16 protein-coding genes are annotated in these 16,544 nt (G+C 37.8%); 6 read left to right on the top strand and 10 right to left on the bottom strand.

Annotated elements, in window-relative coordinates:
* Complete coding sequence (locus AAKU52_RS03915; RefSeq protein ID WP_354330442.1) at positions 1-2,169, bottom strand: transglycosylase domain-containing protein; 2,169 nt, start codon at positions 2,167-2,169, stop codon at positions 1-3.
* Between the two features lie 117 nt (positions 2,170-2,286).
* Here AAKU52_RS03915 and AAKU52_RS03910 point away from each other — a divergent pair, with 117 nt between their 5' ends.
* From AAKU52_RS03910 to AAKU52_RS03900, 3 genes are read left to right on the top strand one after another with little or no spacing between them, the layout of a single operon-like run.
* Positions 2,287-3,372, top strand: a complete 1,086-nt coding sequence (locus AAKU52_RS03910) for an Mrp/NBP35 family ATP-binding protein (RefSeq protein ID WP_354330440.1) — start codon at positions 2,287-2,289, stop codon at positions 3,370-3,372.
* Between the two features lie 38 nt (positions 3,373-3,410).
* Entirely contained in the window at positions 3,411-3,656 is a 246-nt protein-coding gene (locus AAKU52_RS03905; RefSeq protein ID WP_354330730.1) for a NifU family protein, read from the top strand.
* Between the two features lie 55 nt (positions 3,657-3,711).
* Entirely contained in the window at positions 3,712-4,347 is a 636-nt protein-coding gene (locus AAKU52_RS03900) for a hypothetical protein (protein WP_354330438.1), read from the top strand.
* Here AAKU52_RS03900 and def read toward each other — a convergent pair.
* Both def and AAKU52_RS03890 read right to left on the bottom strand, forming a co-directional pair.
* Positions 4,344-4,904 carry a peptide deformylase gene (def, locus tag AAKU52_RS03895; RefSeq protein WP_354330436.1) on the bottom strand — a complete coding sequence of 187 codons (561 nt, stop codon included), beginning with the start codon at positions 4,902-4,904 and terminating at the stop codon, positions 4,344-4,346. The two genes, AAKU52_RS03900 and def, sit on opposite strands and share 4 nt — an antisense overlap.
* An 18-nt stretch (positions 4,905-4,922) precedes the next feature.
* Positions 4,923-6,152 (bottom strand): M16 family metallopeptidase, encoded by a 1,230-nt coding sequence (locus AAKU52_RS03890; RefSeq protein ID WP_354330434.1) that lies wholly within the window; start codon positions 6,150-6,152, stop codon positions 4,923-4,925.
* A 117-nt stretch (positions 6,153-6,269) separates the two neighbouring features.
* Here AAKU52_RS03890 and htpG point away from each other — a divergent pair, with 117 nt between their 5' ends.
* From htpG to AAKU52_RS03875, 3 genes are all read left to right on the top strand, one after another.
* Positions 6,270-8,159, top strand: coding sequence for a molecular chaperone HtpG (gene htpG, locus AAKU52_RS03885; protein WP_354330432.1), 1,890 nt, complete (start codon positions 6,270-6,272; stop codon positions 8,157-8,159).
* Between the two features lie 153 nt (positions 8,160-8,312).
* Positions 8,313-8,894 carry a TlpA family protein disulfide reductase gene (locus AAKU52_RS03880; protein ID WP_354330430.1) on the top strand — a complete coding sequence of 194 codons (582 nt, stop codon included), beginning with the start codon at positions 8,313-8,315 and terminating at the stop codon, positions 8,892-8,894.
* Between the two features lie 479 nt (positions 8,895-9,373).
* Positions 9,374-9,649, top strand: a complete 276-nt coding sequence (locus AAKU52_RS03875; RefSeq protein WP_354330428.1) for a hypothetical protein — start codon at positions 9,374-9,376, stop codon at positions 9,647-9,649.
* Here AAKU52_RS03875 and AAKU52_RS03870 read toward each other — a convergent pair.
* From AAKU52_RS03870 to AAKU52_RS03840, 7 genes are all read right to left on the bottom strand, one after another.
* Positions 9,646-11,184, bottom strand: coding sequence for a YifB family Mg chelatase-like AAA ATPase (locus AAKU52_RS03870; RefSeq protein ID WP_354330426.1), 1,539 nt, complete (start codon positions 11,182-11,184; stop codon positions 9,646-9,648). The two genes, AAKU52_RS03875 and AAKU52_RS03870, sit on opposite strands and share 4 nt — an antisense overlap.
* A gap of 61 nt (positions 11,185-11,245) precedes the next feature.
* Complete coding sequence (gene ffh / locus AAKU52_RS03865) at positions 11,246-12,586, bottom strand: signal recognition particle protein (protein WP_354330424.1); 1,341 nt, start codon at positions 12,584-12,586, stop codon at positions 11,246-11,248.
* 85 nt (positions 12,587-12,671) lie between these two features.
* A complete protein-coding gene (locus tag AAKU52_RS03860; protein ID WP_354330422.1) occupies positions 12,672-13,664 on the bottom strand; it encodes a DUF3078 domain-containing protein in 993 nt (330 codons plus the stop codon).
* Positions 13,665-13,724: 60 nt separating this feature from the next.
* Positions 13,725-14,483, bottom strand: a complete 759-nt coding sequence (locus AAKU52_RS03855) for a hypothetical protein (RefSeq protein WP_354330420.1) — start codon at positions 14,481-14,483, stop codon at positions 13,725-13,727.
* A gap of 48 nt (positions 14,484-14,531) precedes the next feature.
* Positions 14,532-15,368 (bottom strand): glucosaminidase domain-containing protein, encoded by an 837-nt coding sequence (locus AAKU52_RS03850; protein ID WP_354330418.1) that lies wholly within the window; start codon positions 15,366-15,368, stop codon positions 14,532-14,534.
* A 3-nt stretch (positions 15,369-15,371) separates the two neighbouring features.
* Positions 15,372-15,896, bottom strand: a complete 525-nt coding sequence (locus AAKU52_RS03845; RefSeq protein ID WP_354330415.1) for a glucosaminidase domain-containing protein — start codon at positions 15,894-15,896, stop codon at positions 15,372-15,374.
* Complete coding sequence (locus AAKU52_RS03840) at positions 15,893-16,534, bottom strand: O-methyltransferase (RefSeq protein ID WP_354330413.1); 642 nt, start codon at positions 16,532-16,534, stop codon at positions 15,893-15,895. Before AAKU52_RS03840 ends, AAKU52_RS03845 begins: the two co-directional genes overlap by 4 nt.
* Between the last annotated feature and the right edge of the window lie 10 nt (positions 16,535-16,544).

Genomic DNA, 16,544 nt, shown 5'->3' with positions numbered 1-16,544 from the left:
CTACTGTCCGTCGTTTTTCTGTTTCTCTAAATCTTTTTCTCTCTGCCGTTGTTCTCTTTTTTCCTGGCGCAATTGTTTATTTGTTTTCTGTAAAGTATCTGTTTTTACTGTAGGCCTTGTTGCAGTATCTTTTTCTTTATTACCCCCAAATATACGGTCAAATAACGTTTTGGAATCATCCTGAGTTTCAATTACAGGCATTTCGCCGTCGTCATCAAAGGCCGTGGTATCTAAAGTAGTGGAGTCTGGCAACAGGTATTGTCTTAATCCCTCTCTTAACCTTACGTTATAAAAACCATAACCACTGCTATCACGAGGTGTTAGGCCGCGATTGGCCATAATATTGCCCATATATTTAAAATAGGGGTACAGGTAGTCTTTAAGGCCACCATCCCCACGAAATTTATACATTGCAATTTTTGGCCGTGGAACAATATTCGCTAAAAATATGCCTTCGCCAATGTTTAAACTGGCCGGGGTTTTACCAAAATAATGCCTGGAAGCCTCTCCGATGCCATATACATTTTGCCCCATTTCAATAATATTGAAATAAACTTCCAACATTCTTTGTTTGCTGATCAGGCGGTTATTTTCTATCAGCCATACAATAAGTATCTCTTCTGCTTTTCGGGCCAGTGTTTTATTCCTGCTCAAAAACACATTCTTAACCAATTGCATAGAAATGGTGCTGCCACCCCTTACAAATTTCTTTTCTTTGAAATTTACTGCAAATGATTTACGGATAGATTCCATTACAAAGCCTTTGTGGGTAAAAAATGAAGGGTCTTCTGAGGTTAACAGTGCATTCTTGAAATTGCTGGATACTTCAGATAAGGGGGTGAAGTTTGGGTTTGCCGGACCAATGGTGATCTTACGCATCGGTTTTCCATACTCATAAGGGGTATAGACGAAAGGCTTGTTAATTTTCTGTAAATTGGTTTTGCCCCAGCTTAAAATTTTGAAATTGTTTGGTGTTAAGCCTGAATTAAACTTTACGCTATCAGGAATAGCGGTGTTGAGGTAAAAATTAAGGTCGTATTTTACCTTCCCACTTACTTTCAGTCCTTCTAAAGATTCAAAAAGCCCTTGTGGGAAGCCATTTAAAACACCTTGTGCCTCTTGCTCATCCAAATGAATTTTAACTTCATATATTTTATTGGGCGATAAAGTGTATTTTAAAAAGGGATGAAAAGTAGCCTCTTTTAAATAAACTGTAGAAGTGCTGTCTAATGCTGCGTAATTTTTTCCAAAGATGATGTTTGCGTCAATTTTCGCATCGGGTACTATGACATCGTTGGCGGCTATTTTTTTATGATTGATCAATAAGTTTTTGATTGACCAGGATCCTTGCACCAAAAATCGGTCACCTTTTTTATCTGCTTCCTTTAAAACCGTTCTAATCGTATCAAAACTAAGTTTTGCCTGTAGTTTTTTGTTCAAGTACGGCAGTTCCACTTTTTTATTATCTGCAAAAAATAGCACATCCAGGTGTTTTCTTGAAGGATTAACCATGCCGTTGATATGCCAAATCGATTCCTTGTCATTGACAACAAGGGTTGATTTTAAGTCGCCATTATCAATAGTGGCTTTGCTGACCATAAAATTAAGTTTGGCCGTGTCATTATCGTTATACTGTAGCAAGAGGTTTTTCACCTCCATGTTATCCGGTATTTTGTATAAAACCTGGTTTAACAAGTTTTGCGCCAGGTTAGCCAGATCAATTTTACCCTTGGTTGCTGTACTATCTTTCTTTTTTCTTTTCAGAATAAAATCCAGGTTAGTTAAAGTATCCCTGGAAACCACGGTGATTTTACCGCTATTGAGCTTCATTTCCGACAATTTCACATTACCAAAAAGCAGGGGAAAAAGCTTAACACCAATGGTGAGGTCTGCAATGGTAGTAAGGGTATCGCGGTCTTTGGGAACCACAGATATTTTGGTCATGTGTACAGTACTCAATCCATTAAAGCCGGCAGAACCGATTTTAACTTCCAATCCGTAGCTTTTATCAGCTTTAGCTATTGCTTTGGCCATCATGGTTTTCAACAAGATGGATCTTTTACTGTAGGCAATAGCGCCCATGGCAATAAACAGGATAATAAAGACGCCTAATACCCATGCGCCAATTTTTATATATTTTTTAGGGACCTTGATTTTCGATAAATCCATGCGATAATATTGCGGTATTTTGATTAACGGTAAACACAAATGTTTATTTCGTGTTAAAATTACGCTTAAAAACCCTAAACTCAAGTTATTGTAAGGTGCTTTTCTTATTTTTGGGTAATGATAATCACGAACGAACAAGTTTTAGCTGCTTTGCGAAATGTGGAAGACCCCGATCTTAAAAAAGACTTGGTTACTTTGAACATGATTAAGGATGTTAAAATTAAAGATAAAAACATCAGCTTTACGCTGGAATTAACAACGCCGGCTTGTCCGTTAAAAGACATGCTAAAGAATGCTTGTTTAAATGCCATTAAATATTTTGTGGCCAAAGATGCCGAAGTTCAAATCAACATCACATCAAGGGTTACCAAACCTGCAGATACCACACAGTTGAACAATATCCGTAACATTATTTTGGTGTCATCGGGTAAGGGTGGTGTTGGTAAATCTACAGTTGCCAGTAACCTTGCTGTTGCTTTAGCGGCAAATGGGGCTAAAACAGGTTTAATTGATGCAGATATCTATGGCCCTTCGGTACCTATGATGTTTGGATTGACAGGAGCAAAGCCATTGGCGCGGGAGACTGAAGATGGTAAAACGCTTATCCTTCCTGTAGAAAAATATGGCATTAAACTACTTTCGTTAGGTTTTTTTGCCGATCCTGATCAGCCTGTGCCATGGCGCGGGCCAATGGCTTCTAAAGCTGTTAAACAGTTGTTTAATGATGCAGACTGGGGTGAGCTTGATTACTTGATTGTAGATTTGCCGCCAGGTACGGGCGACATACATATTACCATTACCCAAAGTTTTCCAATTGCGGGTGCGGTCATTGTGACCACACCACAACAAGTGGCTCTTGCCGATACCAGGAAAGGTTTGGCGATGTTCAGGATGCCTGGAATTAATATCCCAGTATTGGGGGTTATTGAAAATATGTCTTACTTTACGCCGGAAGAACTGCCTGATAAAAAGTATTATATTTTCGGTAAAGATGGTGGAAAAGCCCTTGCTAAGTTATTTGATGTGCCTTTTCTTGGAGAGATACCAATTGTTCAAAGTATAACTGAAGGTGGCGATAATGGCACGCCGGTAGCCTTGGAAAAAGGGAGTATTTTGTCGGCTTGTTTTTCAGAAATAGCTGGTAAAGTTGCACAACAAGTGGCAATAAACAATGCACAGGGGGGTAAAGTGCTAAATAATTAGTATTTTTATAAAAGATGGAAGAATTAAAACATAGCCAGATGAATTTAATAGAGCAAGTAGAGCAGGCATTGGAAACGATAAGACCATATTTAATAGCAGACGGTGGAAATGTTGCCATAGAAGAAATTACATCAGAAAATGTAGTAAGATTAAAATTATTGGGTAATTGTGGCTCTTGTAAAATGAGTTTCATGACTATGAAAGCTGGAATAGAACAAGCAATAATGAAGTCTGTACCTCAAATAACCGCTGTTGTTGCTGTAGATCTGGCCGAACCGGTTTAATTTCATTTAACAATTTTTAACGATCGTCTGTTATAGATACCTTTACTTTTGTACAATGAAGTATATTTTTACCTTATGGTTGTCGTTTTCTTTTCTTGGTGGTTTTGCACAGCAAAAACTAACCAGTATTAAACTGATACAATTCTCTGGAATTATTACGGATATAGATAGTAATAGGGTAGTGCCTTATGTAACTTTGAGTAACCTGAGTACTAACGAACAGCGCTCAGCCAATTATAAAGGTTACTTTTCATTTGTTGCGCACCCGGGTGATACCATTTTGTATACTGCGGTAGGTTTTACCAAAACGCAAATCATCATTCCGCAAGACCTTAAAGAAAATAAGTATACAGCGATGGTTAAAATGCAATCTGAAATTGTATACCTGCCCACGTTGAATGTTTATCCCTGGGCAACGTCAGAGGAATTTACCAAAGATTTTTTGTCTATGAAAGTAGCGGATGATGATATGGAAATAGCAAAGAAAAACTTAAATGCACAAAGTTTGGGAGGTATGGCCCAAACGTTATCAAGAGATGCCGGTGAAATATCGGCGATAAACTGGCGCTTAAATCACGACAGGTCCTTAAATAAAAATATGGTGCAAACGAATCCATTACTAAATCCGTTTGCATGGGGTAAATTTATGCAGCAAATATTTAACGGGGATAAAACCCGAGCTGATAATTAACGCTTTTTTGTAACTTTAGGGAAGCGCATTTTGTATTCTGTATGCACATTTCCTTTAGTAATGTTGTCTAATTTAGACTTCAACATTCTTTTACGTAGCAAGCTTAGTTTATCAGTAAACAATTTGCCCTCAATGTGGTCATACTCATGTTGGATAACACGTGCAGACATACCTGAAACTCTTTCCTGGTGTAAATTCCATAGTTCATCATAATATTTGATCAGGATGACTGGTTTGCGCATCACATCTTCTCTGATGTCAGGAATACTTAAACAGCCTTCATTAAAAGCCCATTCATCACCAGATTCTTCTACAATCTCTGCGTTGATCAGTACTCTTTTGAAGCCTTCTTTTCCCTCTTCATCTACACCTGTATCAATAACAAACAGACGGACGGGTAAACCAATCTGAGGGGCCGCTAATCCTACTCCACTCGCTGCATACATCGTTTCGAACATGTCGCTGATGAGTTGTGTTAGATCAGGGTAAGTTTGCTCAATATCTTTACAAACTTTTTTTAAAACCGGGTCGCCGTAGGCTACTATTGGTAACTTCATGGTACAAAAATACAAATATTAGCTTAAAGGATAAAAGGTTAGGGCACTTAGATTTTTTTCATCGAGTATTTCATTGCTGATTTCGGCCATTTCTGCCCTGCTAACGGCCTGAATTTTTTTAAATACGGTCAGTAAATCGTCAATTTTATCGTAATCAATTAGGCTTTTTGCCATAGAAATGATTAATCCTATCCTATTTTCTTCTCCCAGAGCAATCTGACCGATAAACTTATGCTTTGCTTTTTGCAGCTGCACTTCAGTAAGTGGTTTTTCTCTAAGTTTTTTTAATTCTTTAAAAATTAAGGTAAGGGCCCGATCTACTTTTTCTTTATCGGTGCCGAAATACACCGTAAATAATCCGGTATCACTCAAAGGGCTATAGCCGCTTTCTATGGTATAAGCAATGCCGTATTTTTCCCGGATTTGCAAATTAAGAATAGAACTCATCCCGTTGCCACCTAATAGGTTGTTGAGCAATAATAAGCCAGTTTTATGGGGATGATGTAAACTGTATGCCTGACTCCCTAAAACGGTATGTGCTTGTGAAATTGGCTTTTGAAAGGTTTTTTCTACTACCGGATTTTGATGTGGTGCGGTCCTTTTCTGTTTTTTTAAATTGGCGGGGATCTCTCCGTAATATTTTTGGCCTATTTTAACTAATTTGGACAGGGAGTAATTGCCAATAACGGCAATTACTATTTGATCGGTAAGGTAGTTTGTGGCAATAAAATCTTTAACGTCTTTTTTAGATAAATTGCCCACACTTTCTACAGTACCTAAGATGTTGCGACCCAAAGGGTGCCCTTCAAAAAGAAGATCTTCAAAATCATCATAAATGGCTTCCTCTGGTTGATCAAGGTAAGATGCAATTTCATCTAAAATTACACTTTTCTCCTTATCCATTTCTTCTTCAGGAAAGGTGGAGTGAAAAACGATGTCGTTAAATAATTCCAGCGTCCGGTCTAGATAAGGGTTTAGAAAAGAAGCATGAATGCAAGTATATTCTTTGGTGGTATAGGCATTTAAGTCTGCCCCCACGCTTTCCAGCCTGTTTAAAATTTGGTTGGTGCTTCTTTTTTCTGTACGCTTAAAAATCAGATGCTCAATAAAATGCGCCAGGCCTGATTGAGATGCGCTCTCATCTCTTGAACCACTATTTAAAATGATACAAGCATGAGAAATGGCAAATACAGAGGGCACGTGCAAAAGCCGTATGCCATTGGGTAAAGTATGAACGTTATATTCCATATTAAGGGCAAAGATACACAACTGCAGGATAAGCTGTTTACTGTCAAAATGTCAAATTTCAAGATTGGAACAACGCTTGATAGAACGCTGGTATAAAACAAAAATTAGTCTAAAGATATGAGCATAGAAGAAAAAGGAAGTATTTCCATACACACCGAAAACATTTTCCCAATCATTAAAAAATTCCTGTATTCAGACAATGAGATTTTTTTAAGGGAATTAGTTTCCAATGCGGTTGATGCCGTTCAGAAAATAAAACGTTTAGCAGCACTTGGTCAATACAATGGCGAGTTGGGTAATACACAAGTGGAAATTGCTTTGGATGAGGAGAAAAAAACCATTACTATTTCTGATAGTGGTTTAGGAATGACTGCCGAAGAGATCAAAAAATACATTAATCAGGTGGCTTTTTCTGGTGCAAGTGAGTTTGTAGAGAAATTTAAAGATGCAAAAGATGCCAATGAAATTATAGGTAAATTTGGTTTAGGCTTCTATTCTGCCTTTATGGTGGCTGATTTGGTGGAAATTCAAACTTTGAGTTACCAGGATGGAGCCGAAGCTGCACGCTGGGTTTGTGATGGTAGTACTTCTTATGAAATTACTGCTGGTACCAGAACCACCCGTGGTACTGATATCATCTTGCACGTTAACGAAGAGTCTGCAGAGTTTTTAAGTAAACATAAACTGGAAGAAATTCTAGAGAAATATGCTAAGTTTTTACCCGTGCCCATTAAATTTGGTACTAAAACTGAACAAGAGCCTGATGGCGAAGATGAAGAAGGAAAACCTAAATATACTTCAGTAGAGGTTGATCATATCATCAACACTACTAATCCGATCTGGACAAAAGCACCTGCAGATTTGTCAGACGAGGATTACCTTGATTTTTATAAACAATTATATCCTTTTTCCGAAGATCCTTTATTTTGGATACACCTGAATGTAGATTATCCTTTTAACCTTACCGGCGTATTGTACTTCCCGAAAGTGAAGAATGATTTCGAGATGCAGCGCAATAAAATTAAATTGTATTCACGCCAGGTATTTATTACGGATGAAGTAAAAGATATTGTTCCTGAATTTTTAATGTTATTGCATGGGGTGATTGATTCGCCAGACATCCCTTTGAATGTTTCCAGAAGCTTTTTACAAGCCGATAGCAATGTTAAGAAAATCAACAGCTATATTACTAAAAAAGTAGCCGATAAGTTAGGTGAGCTTTTTGTTAAAGACCGTAAGGGTTATGAAGATAAATGGAGCGATATTGGTCTGTTTGTGAAATATGGTATGGTGAGCGAAGAGAAGTTTTATGATAAAGCTAAAGACTTCGCTTTGTTAACCAATACTAAAAATGAAAACTTCACTTTAGAAGAGTATAAGGAAAAAGTAAAAGGCTACCAAACAGATAAAAATGGACAGTTGGTTTATATTTACACTAATGATCCGGCAAAACAGGATAGCTTTATCCAGTCTGCGAATAAAAAAGATTATGATGTTTTGTTGATGAATTCTCCTATCGACAACCATTTTATCCAAAGTTTAGAGCAAAAACTAGAAAAAACGGCATTGAAACGTGTTGATTCTAGCGTGGCTAGTAAGCTGATTGAAAAAGATGAAAGTACAGAATCGGTATTGACTGAAGAGCAATCTAAAAAAATACAAGCTGTATTTGAAAAGGCCATTACTAAACCGGGTATGCATGTGGAGGTTGTTGGTTTAAACGCTGAAGAACTTCCTGTAACGGTAACGATGGACGAATTTATGCGTAGAATGAAAGATATGTCGCAAATGGGTGGTGGAATGGGTTTTTATGGCAGCATGCCTGATAATTATAAAGTAGCTATCAATGGTAACCATAAATTGATTTCCCGCATCTTAAAGTCGGAAGACGAAGAGGAGCAAACTACATTGGCAAAACAGGCTGTCGATTTAGCATTATTAACGCAAGGAATGTTAACTGGTGCCGAATTAACGGAATTTGTGAGTAGAAGTGTTGAGTTGATTTAATGCCTTCTCCTAAATGATTGAGCCCATTGCGTTTTGTGCGCAATGGGCTTTTTTATGGTGCCGCTTTCGCCAATTTATCCTATTCTTTCCGTTATTTTAGGGGATGCTGAGTGTCTTAAAATAAACTCGGATATTAATTTAGTAAATTTAAAAATGAATAAGAAGATTTTTAGTAAAAAAGGAATAGGGAATATTATATTCATTTCGGTTATACTCGTGCTACTTTTTGTGCCTTCTGCAAAGGCTTTATTGCTGCAGGGCTTAATGAAAGCAGGGCTTTTTAAGCCAGATACATCACTCCCGACAACAAATAATACGGCAGATTTATCTGGCATTAGTTTTAAAGACAGCAAGGGTAATGTGGTTGACCTCGGTAACCTGAAAGGCAAAGTGGTATTTGTAAATTTCTGGGCTACCTGGTGCCCGCCTTGCATAGCTGAAATGCCTGCTGTAAACAAGCTTTATGAACTTTATAAGGATCATAAAGACGTCGTGTTTTTGATTGTTGATGCTGATGGTGCTTTTGAAAAATCACAGAAATTTATGGATAAGAAGAGCTATAAACTTCCTATATATGCCGTTGCCAGTGCTATTCCAGAAAGTATCTTTAAAGGCTCTTTGCCAACAACGGTGGTCTTTGATAAAATGGGTAGAATGTCTTACCATGGTGAGGGTGCTGCAAATTATGCAGATCAGAAATTTGTTGCCTTCATGGAAAAGTTAATCAAGATGTAAAATTTCTTTTAAAACCAACTTTAGGGAGTTGTTATTGCAATATATGAGTTAATTTTGTAAAGCTTTAAAACAAGAAACCTTTATCAGCTTTTAGCGTAGCATCAGCAATGAATATAAAGCTACTGATCGTTTTGAAACCTTTAAAAATGATATGATGAAGAGGAATTCAATGATGCTATTGTTCATTTTCGGAATAATGGCAATTGTATAGCCTGCTTTCTGAGAAGTCTGACACCCGGAACTGGCTAAAATTATGTATTATAAGAATACCATTGCAGAAGGGTAAAAATACCATTACGCTAGAATTAAAAACGGCAAGCGGTGAGGTGGAATTGAAGATAATTAAAGTTATTGGTAATGGTAGGCTTCAGATCTATAATTATCCCACTTTACGATAGTAAAAAATTTTTCAAAGCATTAGCTTAGGTCAACCTTATCAATGCGTTTAATCAATTCAATATTTAAAATAAATAAAAATTATGCAACAACCATTTGACATTACCATAGGAAAAATCGATTATGCTGTTTTCCCTGAAGGAAATGATACCTACGTGATCTTTAAAGATGGCATTGAATATGTTCATCTTCAAAAAGACACCGATTTGCAATGGATAAAACTTGATCAGGAAACGGGAACTCCATTATTTGAAACCAATGACGAAGTTAACCAGATAGGAAAAGAAATCCTTGCCCATGTTCCAGATCCTGATGACGAGGATGGTGAAATAACAGTAGGTCTTCCTGAAGAAAACTAACCTGCCCAACTTTCTCGGTCCAGGCTGCGGTAATGAATGGCTTCGGCTAAGTGTTCCAGTTCTATGGTTTCACTTTCGGCAAGGTCAGCGATTGTTCTGGAAACCTTAAGGATACGATCGTAAGCCCTTGCAGAGAGGCCTAGCTTTTCCATCGCCTTCTTAATTAACATTCTGCCGGCATCATTGATTTCACAAATGCTCCGGACCATTTTAGGGCTCATTTGCGCATTACAATGTAAGGTTGGGTTTTCTACAAAACGCAAGTCCTGTAATTCCCTGGCTTTGATAACTCTCACTCTTATGCAGGCACTCTTTTCTGTTTCTTTTAAAGAAGAAAGATCGTTAAAATTTACAGGGGTTACTTCTACATGGAGGTCTATTCGATCTAATAAAGGCCCCGAAATTTTGCTCAAGTATTTTTGTACGATGCCAGGCCCACAAATACACTCTTTATCGGGGTGGTTATAAAAGCCACACGGACAAGGGTTCATGGAGGCTATGAGCATAAAGCTTGCAGGGTATTCTACGCTAGATCTGGACCTGGAAATGGTAACCTGCCGGTCTTCCAGGGGTTGTCGCATTACCTCCAAAACCGAACGTTTAAATTCTGGCAGCTCATCTAAAAAGAGTACGCCGTTGTGTGCCAGAGAAATTTCTCCAGGCTGGGGGTAAGCACCACCACCAACCAGCGCCATGTCAGAAATGGTATGATGTGGACTACGGTAAGGTCTTTCTGTCATTAAAGAATCTGCCGCATTTAACTTTCCTGCTACAGAATGAATTTTGGTAGTTTCTAAAGCTTCCTGTAAGTTTAAAGGGGGTAAAATGGTGGGTAATCTTTTGGCCAGCATGGTTTTTCCCGCACCTGGAGGTCCAATTAATATTAGGTTATGACCGCCAGCGGCGGCTATTTCCAACGCTCTTTTAATGTTCTCCTGTCCTTTAACGTCACAAAAATCCTGTTCGTAATGGTTTACATTTTCGTAAAATAACTCCCGGGTTTTAACAACTACAGGTTTAAAAGTGCTGGCATCTTTAAAGAAAGCAATTACCTCCTGCAGGTTTTTCATGCCATAAACTTCTAGCTCATTCACTATGGCGGCCTCTCTGGAATTGCCGACAGGAAGAATAAACCCTTTAAATCCAGTAGATCTGGCTTGGATAGCAATGGGGAGTGCCCCTTTTATAGGCTGTAAGCCCCCGTCTAAGGACAGTTCGCCCATGATGAAGTACTGATGAAGGTCTTTTTGTTCTATTTGTCCTGAGGCAGCTAAAATAGCTATAGCGATGGGGAGGTCATATGAAGAGCCTTCTTTGCGTATATCGGCTGGCGCAAGGTTGACTACTATTTTTTGTCTGGGCATTTTCAGTCCCGCAGTTTGAATAGCACTTTCAATTCTACGTAGACTTTCTTTAATGGCATTGTCGGGCAAGCCAACGATATGATATCTGTTACCGCCGCCGATACTTACCTCAATGGTAATGGTTAGGGCATTGACACCGAATACGGCACTTCCAAAAGTTTTTACCAGCATATTTATAAAATCAAATAAGCCAATTTAAACTAAAAGGAAGTGATGTTGGTTAGAAAATTGCTTACATTTTTCCCTGGGGCATTTTAGGCATATTTCTCATCATTTTAGCAGCGGCAGCGGGGTTAGAGAATTGCTTCATTACTTTCCGCATATCTTCAAACTGTTTAATAAGTTTAGTAACATCGTCTACTTTATTTCCAGAACCATTCGCAATGCGGATACGTCTGCTTTGCTGAATGCTATCTGGGTTTTCTTTTTCGAATTTCGTCATAGACTGAATGATGGATTCTACCCCTTTAAATGCATCATCTTCAATCTCTACGTTTTTCATCATTTTACTTACACCAGGAATCATACCCATCAGGTCTTTCATGTTACCCATTTTTTTGATCTGTTGGATCTGGTTGTAAAAGTCGTTGAAATCGAATTTATTCTTACGAATTTTCTTTTGAAGTTCTGCGGCCTCTTTTTCGTCAAACTGCTCTTGTGCACGTTCCACCAAAGAAACCACATCACCCATCCCTAAAATACGCGATGCCATACGCTCTGGATAAAAAACATCCAGTGCTTCCATTTTCTCGCCGGTACCAATAAATTTGATGGGTTTGTTAACTACCGATTTAATAGAAAGGGCTGCACCACCGCGGGTATCACCATCTAATTTGGTTAAAACAACACCAGTAAAATCAAGTCTTTCGTTAAACGCTTTTGCAGTATTCACTGCATCCTGACCAGTCATGGCATCAACCACAAACAAAATTTCATGAGGCTTGGTATTTGCTTTTACAGCAGCAATCTCATTCATCATTTGTTCATCGATAGCCAAACGACCAGCAGTATCAATAATAATTACATTGTTGTTTTGTGCTTTACCTGCAGCAATACCTTCCATAGCAATAGCTACTGGGTCTTTAGAATCTTTGTTGGCATAAACCGGAACACCGATTTGTTCACCAAGAATCTGCAGTTGGTCTATAGCTGCCGGGCGATAAACATCACCGGCCACCAATAATGGTTTTTTGCCTTTACTTTTCAGGTAATTGGCCAGTTTTCCAGAAAAAGTCGTTTTACCTGCTCCGTTTAAACCGGCAATTAATATTATCGTAGGATTGTTCTTTAGATCAAGTTCCGTTGCTTCGCCACCCATTAAGGCAGTCAGCTCATCATTCATCACCTTAGTCAATAATTGACCCGGAGAAACAGCCGTAAGAACGTTTAAGCCTAATGCTTTTTCTTTAACGTCATCAGTAAAAGTCTTGGCTGTTTTGTAATTTACGTCGGCATCTAAAAGTGCTTTACGAATCTCTTTCATGGTTTCGGCCACGTTGATCTCCGAAATGCTTCCTTGTCCTTTTAAGACTTTAAATGCACGGTCTAGTTTATCCTGTAAATTCTCAAACATTTTCTTTAGTACTTAGTGTTCAATTTTTTGTAGTTGGCAAAGTTATTAAATTTGGTTGAATCAAAAGCGATAATAACTTAATCTTTTACCTTGGAAATATAAATACCAGTCCGAGGGATAAAGTTTGACTTCCTTGGATTTGAGAAGAGGTGTTTTTATCGTACAAACCGACACCGGTAATGGAGGTATTCATGAAACGGTTAACCTTTGCTGTAAGGGCAACATCCAAGCGATGATTTGTAAATCCAATGTCATCATAAGGCACAAACATCATGTATTTCATTTTCAAATTTATGTTTTTGAAGATGTCTTTATCGTAATTTGTTACCACTTGGAAAGCTAATTCATTCCTGATTTGAGAACCAATAGGAACGCCAAAATTCTTATTCTTGTCGTTATGGATCGCCGTATCCAAAACGAAAGTTTGTCTGGCTGTACCAGTACCTATTCTTGTAGAGAAGAATTTATTCGGTTTATATTCAAAACCAAAAGATTCTGTTAAGTACCCGGGAGACATAAATCTGGATAATAAGGCCGCAACTTCATTCCCGTTATTAGGTCTTGAATAAGAGAATCCTTTATCAAATTGCGATTCAAAGTTTACAGAGCCAAATAAATACCAATTTTTTGATAATTGCACGGCTACTTTATGATCCCAATAAATCCTATCGACCGTTTTCTTTTCCAGCTGGTCTCTATTTTTCACTTTACCATAGTTTAGAATAACTTCCTGGGCATAACTGAAATCTTCCTTTCTATATTCTGTTTTGTAATTAATAATACCGGCAATGGCCATTGAATTTACCCCACCACCACTCCAGTTATTACTAAAAGCAGCCTGATTTAAATTAATGCCAATTGATGTCTTTGTGTTCCAGTAATTAATTTTGGCGCTCACCACCTTTGGTGGAAGTGTTAATGGTGTGAAAATTAACGATCCCATTCTTGAAGGCAGCGGACTGTGCTTCAATTTAATCTGAAGATCTTTGGTATTAATTGGTATGGTGTCAATTTCCTGCGCTATTAGTCCGTTGGAAATAAAAAAAAACAATAATATGCTGATATAAAAACCTTTCATTAGTACAAAGAAAACAAAAATGTTCCTTAACGGAGACCTAAAGTTAAATTAATTGAATATTTATGGTGTTAATTCTTCAATAACTGGCTTCGGAAGTGGTTGCAACCGCAATGAAGCAGGATTTCTTTTATAAGCTTTAAAATTGTTTTTAATAAAGACCACAAAAGCATAATCTGAAGCCGCTAACACAAATTGGTAAGTAGGCCTGTATTGCTGCATAAAATCAGTAAGTTCAAAATTGCTGATGCCGAGCATACGGTGCACGAAATCAGGCCGGAAGCGGAAATCTATAATCTGTTCTTTGTAGTCTTTCTCTAATATTCCTTGCAGGCGTCGGGCATTGGCACCTTTGCGACTTAAAAGATTATAAATGGCATCGATACCTAGTCCAACACCTCCACCACCAAGATTTAGGAGGTCTTTCGAGCTGCCACGGTCTAAAGCATATTTATAATCTTTAAGCGTTTTGTTGTATTGATCTTGGGGCGTAGGCATGCTACCCACTATTTTCACTTCTTTCAGCCTGATAAACAGTGGAGTTAACTGGAAATATACTGAATTCTGACCTTTGAAAATAACGGTATCGATGGCATAGCCCTGTAAGGCAGCAAAAAGCGTATCTCCATGATTTGCCTTTATAATAAATTCACCTTTATTGTTGTTGTACAAAGCCTCATCGGTTCTGGAATTGTAAATATAGACTTTTGCCAAGCGCTGCCTGGTGTTCCTGTCCATTACAAAACCTTGAAAAGATTTTTGCTGTGCAAAAGCGGTTAAAGAAGAGATAAAAATGATAAAATAGAGTCCTGTAAATTTCATTCGCATGCAAAACTACAACATCATCTGATGCGTGTTTTATTATTAACATTATTTAACTACTTGTAGTTGCTGTCCAATTTTTATGCCGTTATCCGAAAGATTATTTAATAATTTTAATTCATCCACGGTCAAGTTATAGCGTTTGGAGATGTTAAATAGCGTATCATTCTGTTTAACCGTGTAGTATTTTTCTGCAGGTGAATAATTTTGCTGTTTAGCGGCCGGCAAATCTACGGGTTTGAATTTTTGCTTTTCTTTAGGTATGTTTTCGTTGATTTCCGTGAAAACACGGTCTTCACGCAAGATTTTTTCTTTTTCAGTCTCCGGCAAATCGTATTGATACAATTTGTATTTACTGATCAGGTTAATCAGCAGGTCTGGATATTTAGGATTTGTGGCATAACCAGCCTGTTTTAATCCATAAGCCCAATTTTTATAGTCATTTTTATCCAGCTCGAATAAAAAGCTGTAGCGTTTTCTTTTTAAGAATTCAGAATGGTCTTTATAAGATTCACGTGCATCTTTATAAACCCTGAAACAGTCATCCCGCTGGTCATCATCTTTATAATACGCTTTCCCTCTCCATTCAGAAGTACATTTTACGCCAAAGTGGTTATTGGCATATTTCGCCAAACTACTGTTGCCACTGCCAGATTCAAGAATACCTTGTGCCAGGGTAATACTTGCAGGAATGCCATATAAGTTCATTTCTTGGATTGCTACAGCTTTAAAAGCCTCAATATAACTCAAAGTAGAATAAGCAGTATAGTTTGGATCGGCTTTAGTGGCTTGTTTTTCTATCTGCCGATTGTTTCTGCTGTATTGTCTGGATTTACAGGAGCCTAAAAATATAATCAGTATGGGTAGCAAGAGCTTGTATTTCATTTTTTACTTTAATCGTGAAACGGGTAAAACCGCGTTTAAATATTCCGCTGGTTTTTTATCGTATTTAAAAAGCTCATATTTTTTAATAACAGCTATAACTTTACTTGACCAGAGTTTACTATGTGCATAGCCTCCACGTTGTATTCCTTTAGCCCAGGCCAAATAATCATCCTCGTCATATTTATCAAAGAGGCGACTAAAAGCAGCCCTGTCTTGCAAAACTTCAATGAAATGATCATAAGAATCTTCTACAGAAGAATAGCCTTTATAAGCAGATTTAATTTCTTTACTAGAATTTTTACCTTTTACACCAAAATGATTATTGAGGTATTTAGCTATTCTGCTAGTACCAGCGGCAGATTCATGAATAGCGACTGCTAGGATGATACTCGCCGGGACATGGTTTTCTCTCATGAGTTCTTGTGCATAAGCTACATTATTATGAATGTATTGTAGCGTGGTTTGAGCGTGGGAAGCAGTAGCTGCAAACAGCAGGCTGATCCAGATAAACATTAGCTTTTTAATCATATTATTTTTTTTCTTATGATGAATATTCCGTCTCTTACGGGTAGTATTAGTTTCTCTACCCGGTCGTCTTTTGCTATCTTGTCATTAAATGTAATAATATTTTGTGTGTCTTTATCTTGTTGGTTGCCAAGTACTTTTCCACTCCATAAAACGTTATCAACAATTACTAGCCCGCCGGGCTTGATCCGCTCAAAAACCAAATCATAATAAGTACCGTTGTTTTTTTTATCTGCATCAATAAAAACGAGGTCAAAAACTTCGTCTATTGCATTTACGGTACTTGTGGCATCTCCAAGAATATAATTGATTTGGTTGTTATATTTAGATTGGGCAAAATTTTTCCGAACCATATCCTCCAGTTCGGTGTTGATATCTAGTGTGTAAAGAATTCCGTCGGGGGTTAAACCTTCGGCTAAACATAAGGTAGCGTAGCCTGTAAAAGTACCTATTTCTAGAATTCTTTTGGGTCCAACCATTTTGCTTAGCATACTGAGCACTCTACCTTGGTAATGTCCAGACAACATTCGCGGCATCAGCACTTTCAGGTTTGTTTCCCTGTCAATTTGCTGCAGCAGTTCACTTTCTGGCTCACAATACTTCAGTAATAAATGCTGCAGGTCTTCACTAATCATGCTCATATAATCGTAA

Source organism: Pedobacter sp. CG_S7 (genome assembly GCF_040544395.1).
Lineage (GTDB): Bacteria > Bacteroidota > Bacteroidia > Sphingobacteriales > Sphingobacteriaceae > Pedobacter.
Note: the sequence above shows the minus strand (reverse complement) of the source record. Positions and strands in the feature narration are given on the sequence as shown.

Coding starts and splice junctions, on each gene's coding strand:
- AAKU52_RS03915 (WP_354330442.1), bottom strand. CDS start 2,169: ATGGATTTATCGAAAATCAAGGTCCCTAAAAAATATATAAAAATTGGC.
- AAKU52_RS03910 (WP_354330440.1), top strand. CDS start 2,287: ATGATAATCACGAACGAACAAGTTTTAGCTGCTTTGCGAAATGTGGAA.
- AAKU52_RS03905 (WP_354330730.1), top strand. CDS start 3,411: ATGAATTTAATAGAGCAAGTAGAGCAGGCATTGGAAACGATAAGACCA.
- AAKU52_RS03900 (WP_354330438.1), top strand. CDS start 3,712: ATGAAGTATATTTTTACCTTATGGTTGTCGTTTTCTTTTCTTGGTGGT.
- def (WP_354330436.1), bottom strand. CDS start 4,904: ATGAAGTTACCAATAGTAGCCTACGGCGACCCGGTTTTAAAAAAAGTT.
- AAKU52_RS03890 (WP_354330434.1), bottom strand. CDS start 6,152: ATGGAATATAACGTTCATACTTTACCCAATGGCATACGGCTTTTGCAC.
- htpG (WP_354330432.1), top strand. CDS start 6,270: ATGAGCATAGAAGAAAAAGGAAGTATTTCCATACACACCGAAAACATT.
- AAKU52_RS03880 (WP_354330430.1), top strand. CDS start 8,313: ATGAATAAGAAGATTTTTAGTAAAAAAGGAATAGGGAATATTATATTC.
- AAKU52_RS03875 (WP_354330428.1), top strand. CDS start 9,374: ATGCAACAACCATTTGACATTACCATAGGAAAAATCGATTATGCTGTT.
- AAKU52_RS03870 (WP_354330426.1), bottom strand. CDS start 11,184: ATGCTGGTAAAAACTTTTGGAAGTGCCGTATTCGGTGTCAATGCCCTA.
- ffh (WP_354330424.1), bottom strand. CDS start 12,586: ATGTTTGAGAATTTACAGGATAAACTAGACCGTGCATTTAAAGTCTTA.
- AAKU52_RS03860 (WP_354330422.1), bottom strand. CDS start 13,664: ATGAAAGGTTTTTATATCAGCATATTATTGTTTTTTTTTATTTCCAAC.
- AAKU52_RS03855 (WP_354330420.1), bottom strand. CDS start 14,483: ATGAAATTTACAGGACTCTATTTTATCATTTTTATCTCTTCTTTAACC.
- AAKU52_RS03850 (WP_354330418.1), bottom strand. CDS start 15,368: ATGAAATACAAGCTCTTGCTACCCATACTGATTATATTTTTAGGCTCC.
- AAKU52_RS03845 (WP_354330415.1), bottom strand. CDS start 15,896: ATGATTAAAAAGCTAATGTTTATCTGGATCAGCCTGCTGTTTGCAGCT.
- AAKU52_RS03840 (WP_354330413.1), bottom strand. CDS start 16,534: ATGAGCATGATTAGTGAAGACCTGCAGCATTTATTACTGAAGTATTGT.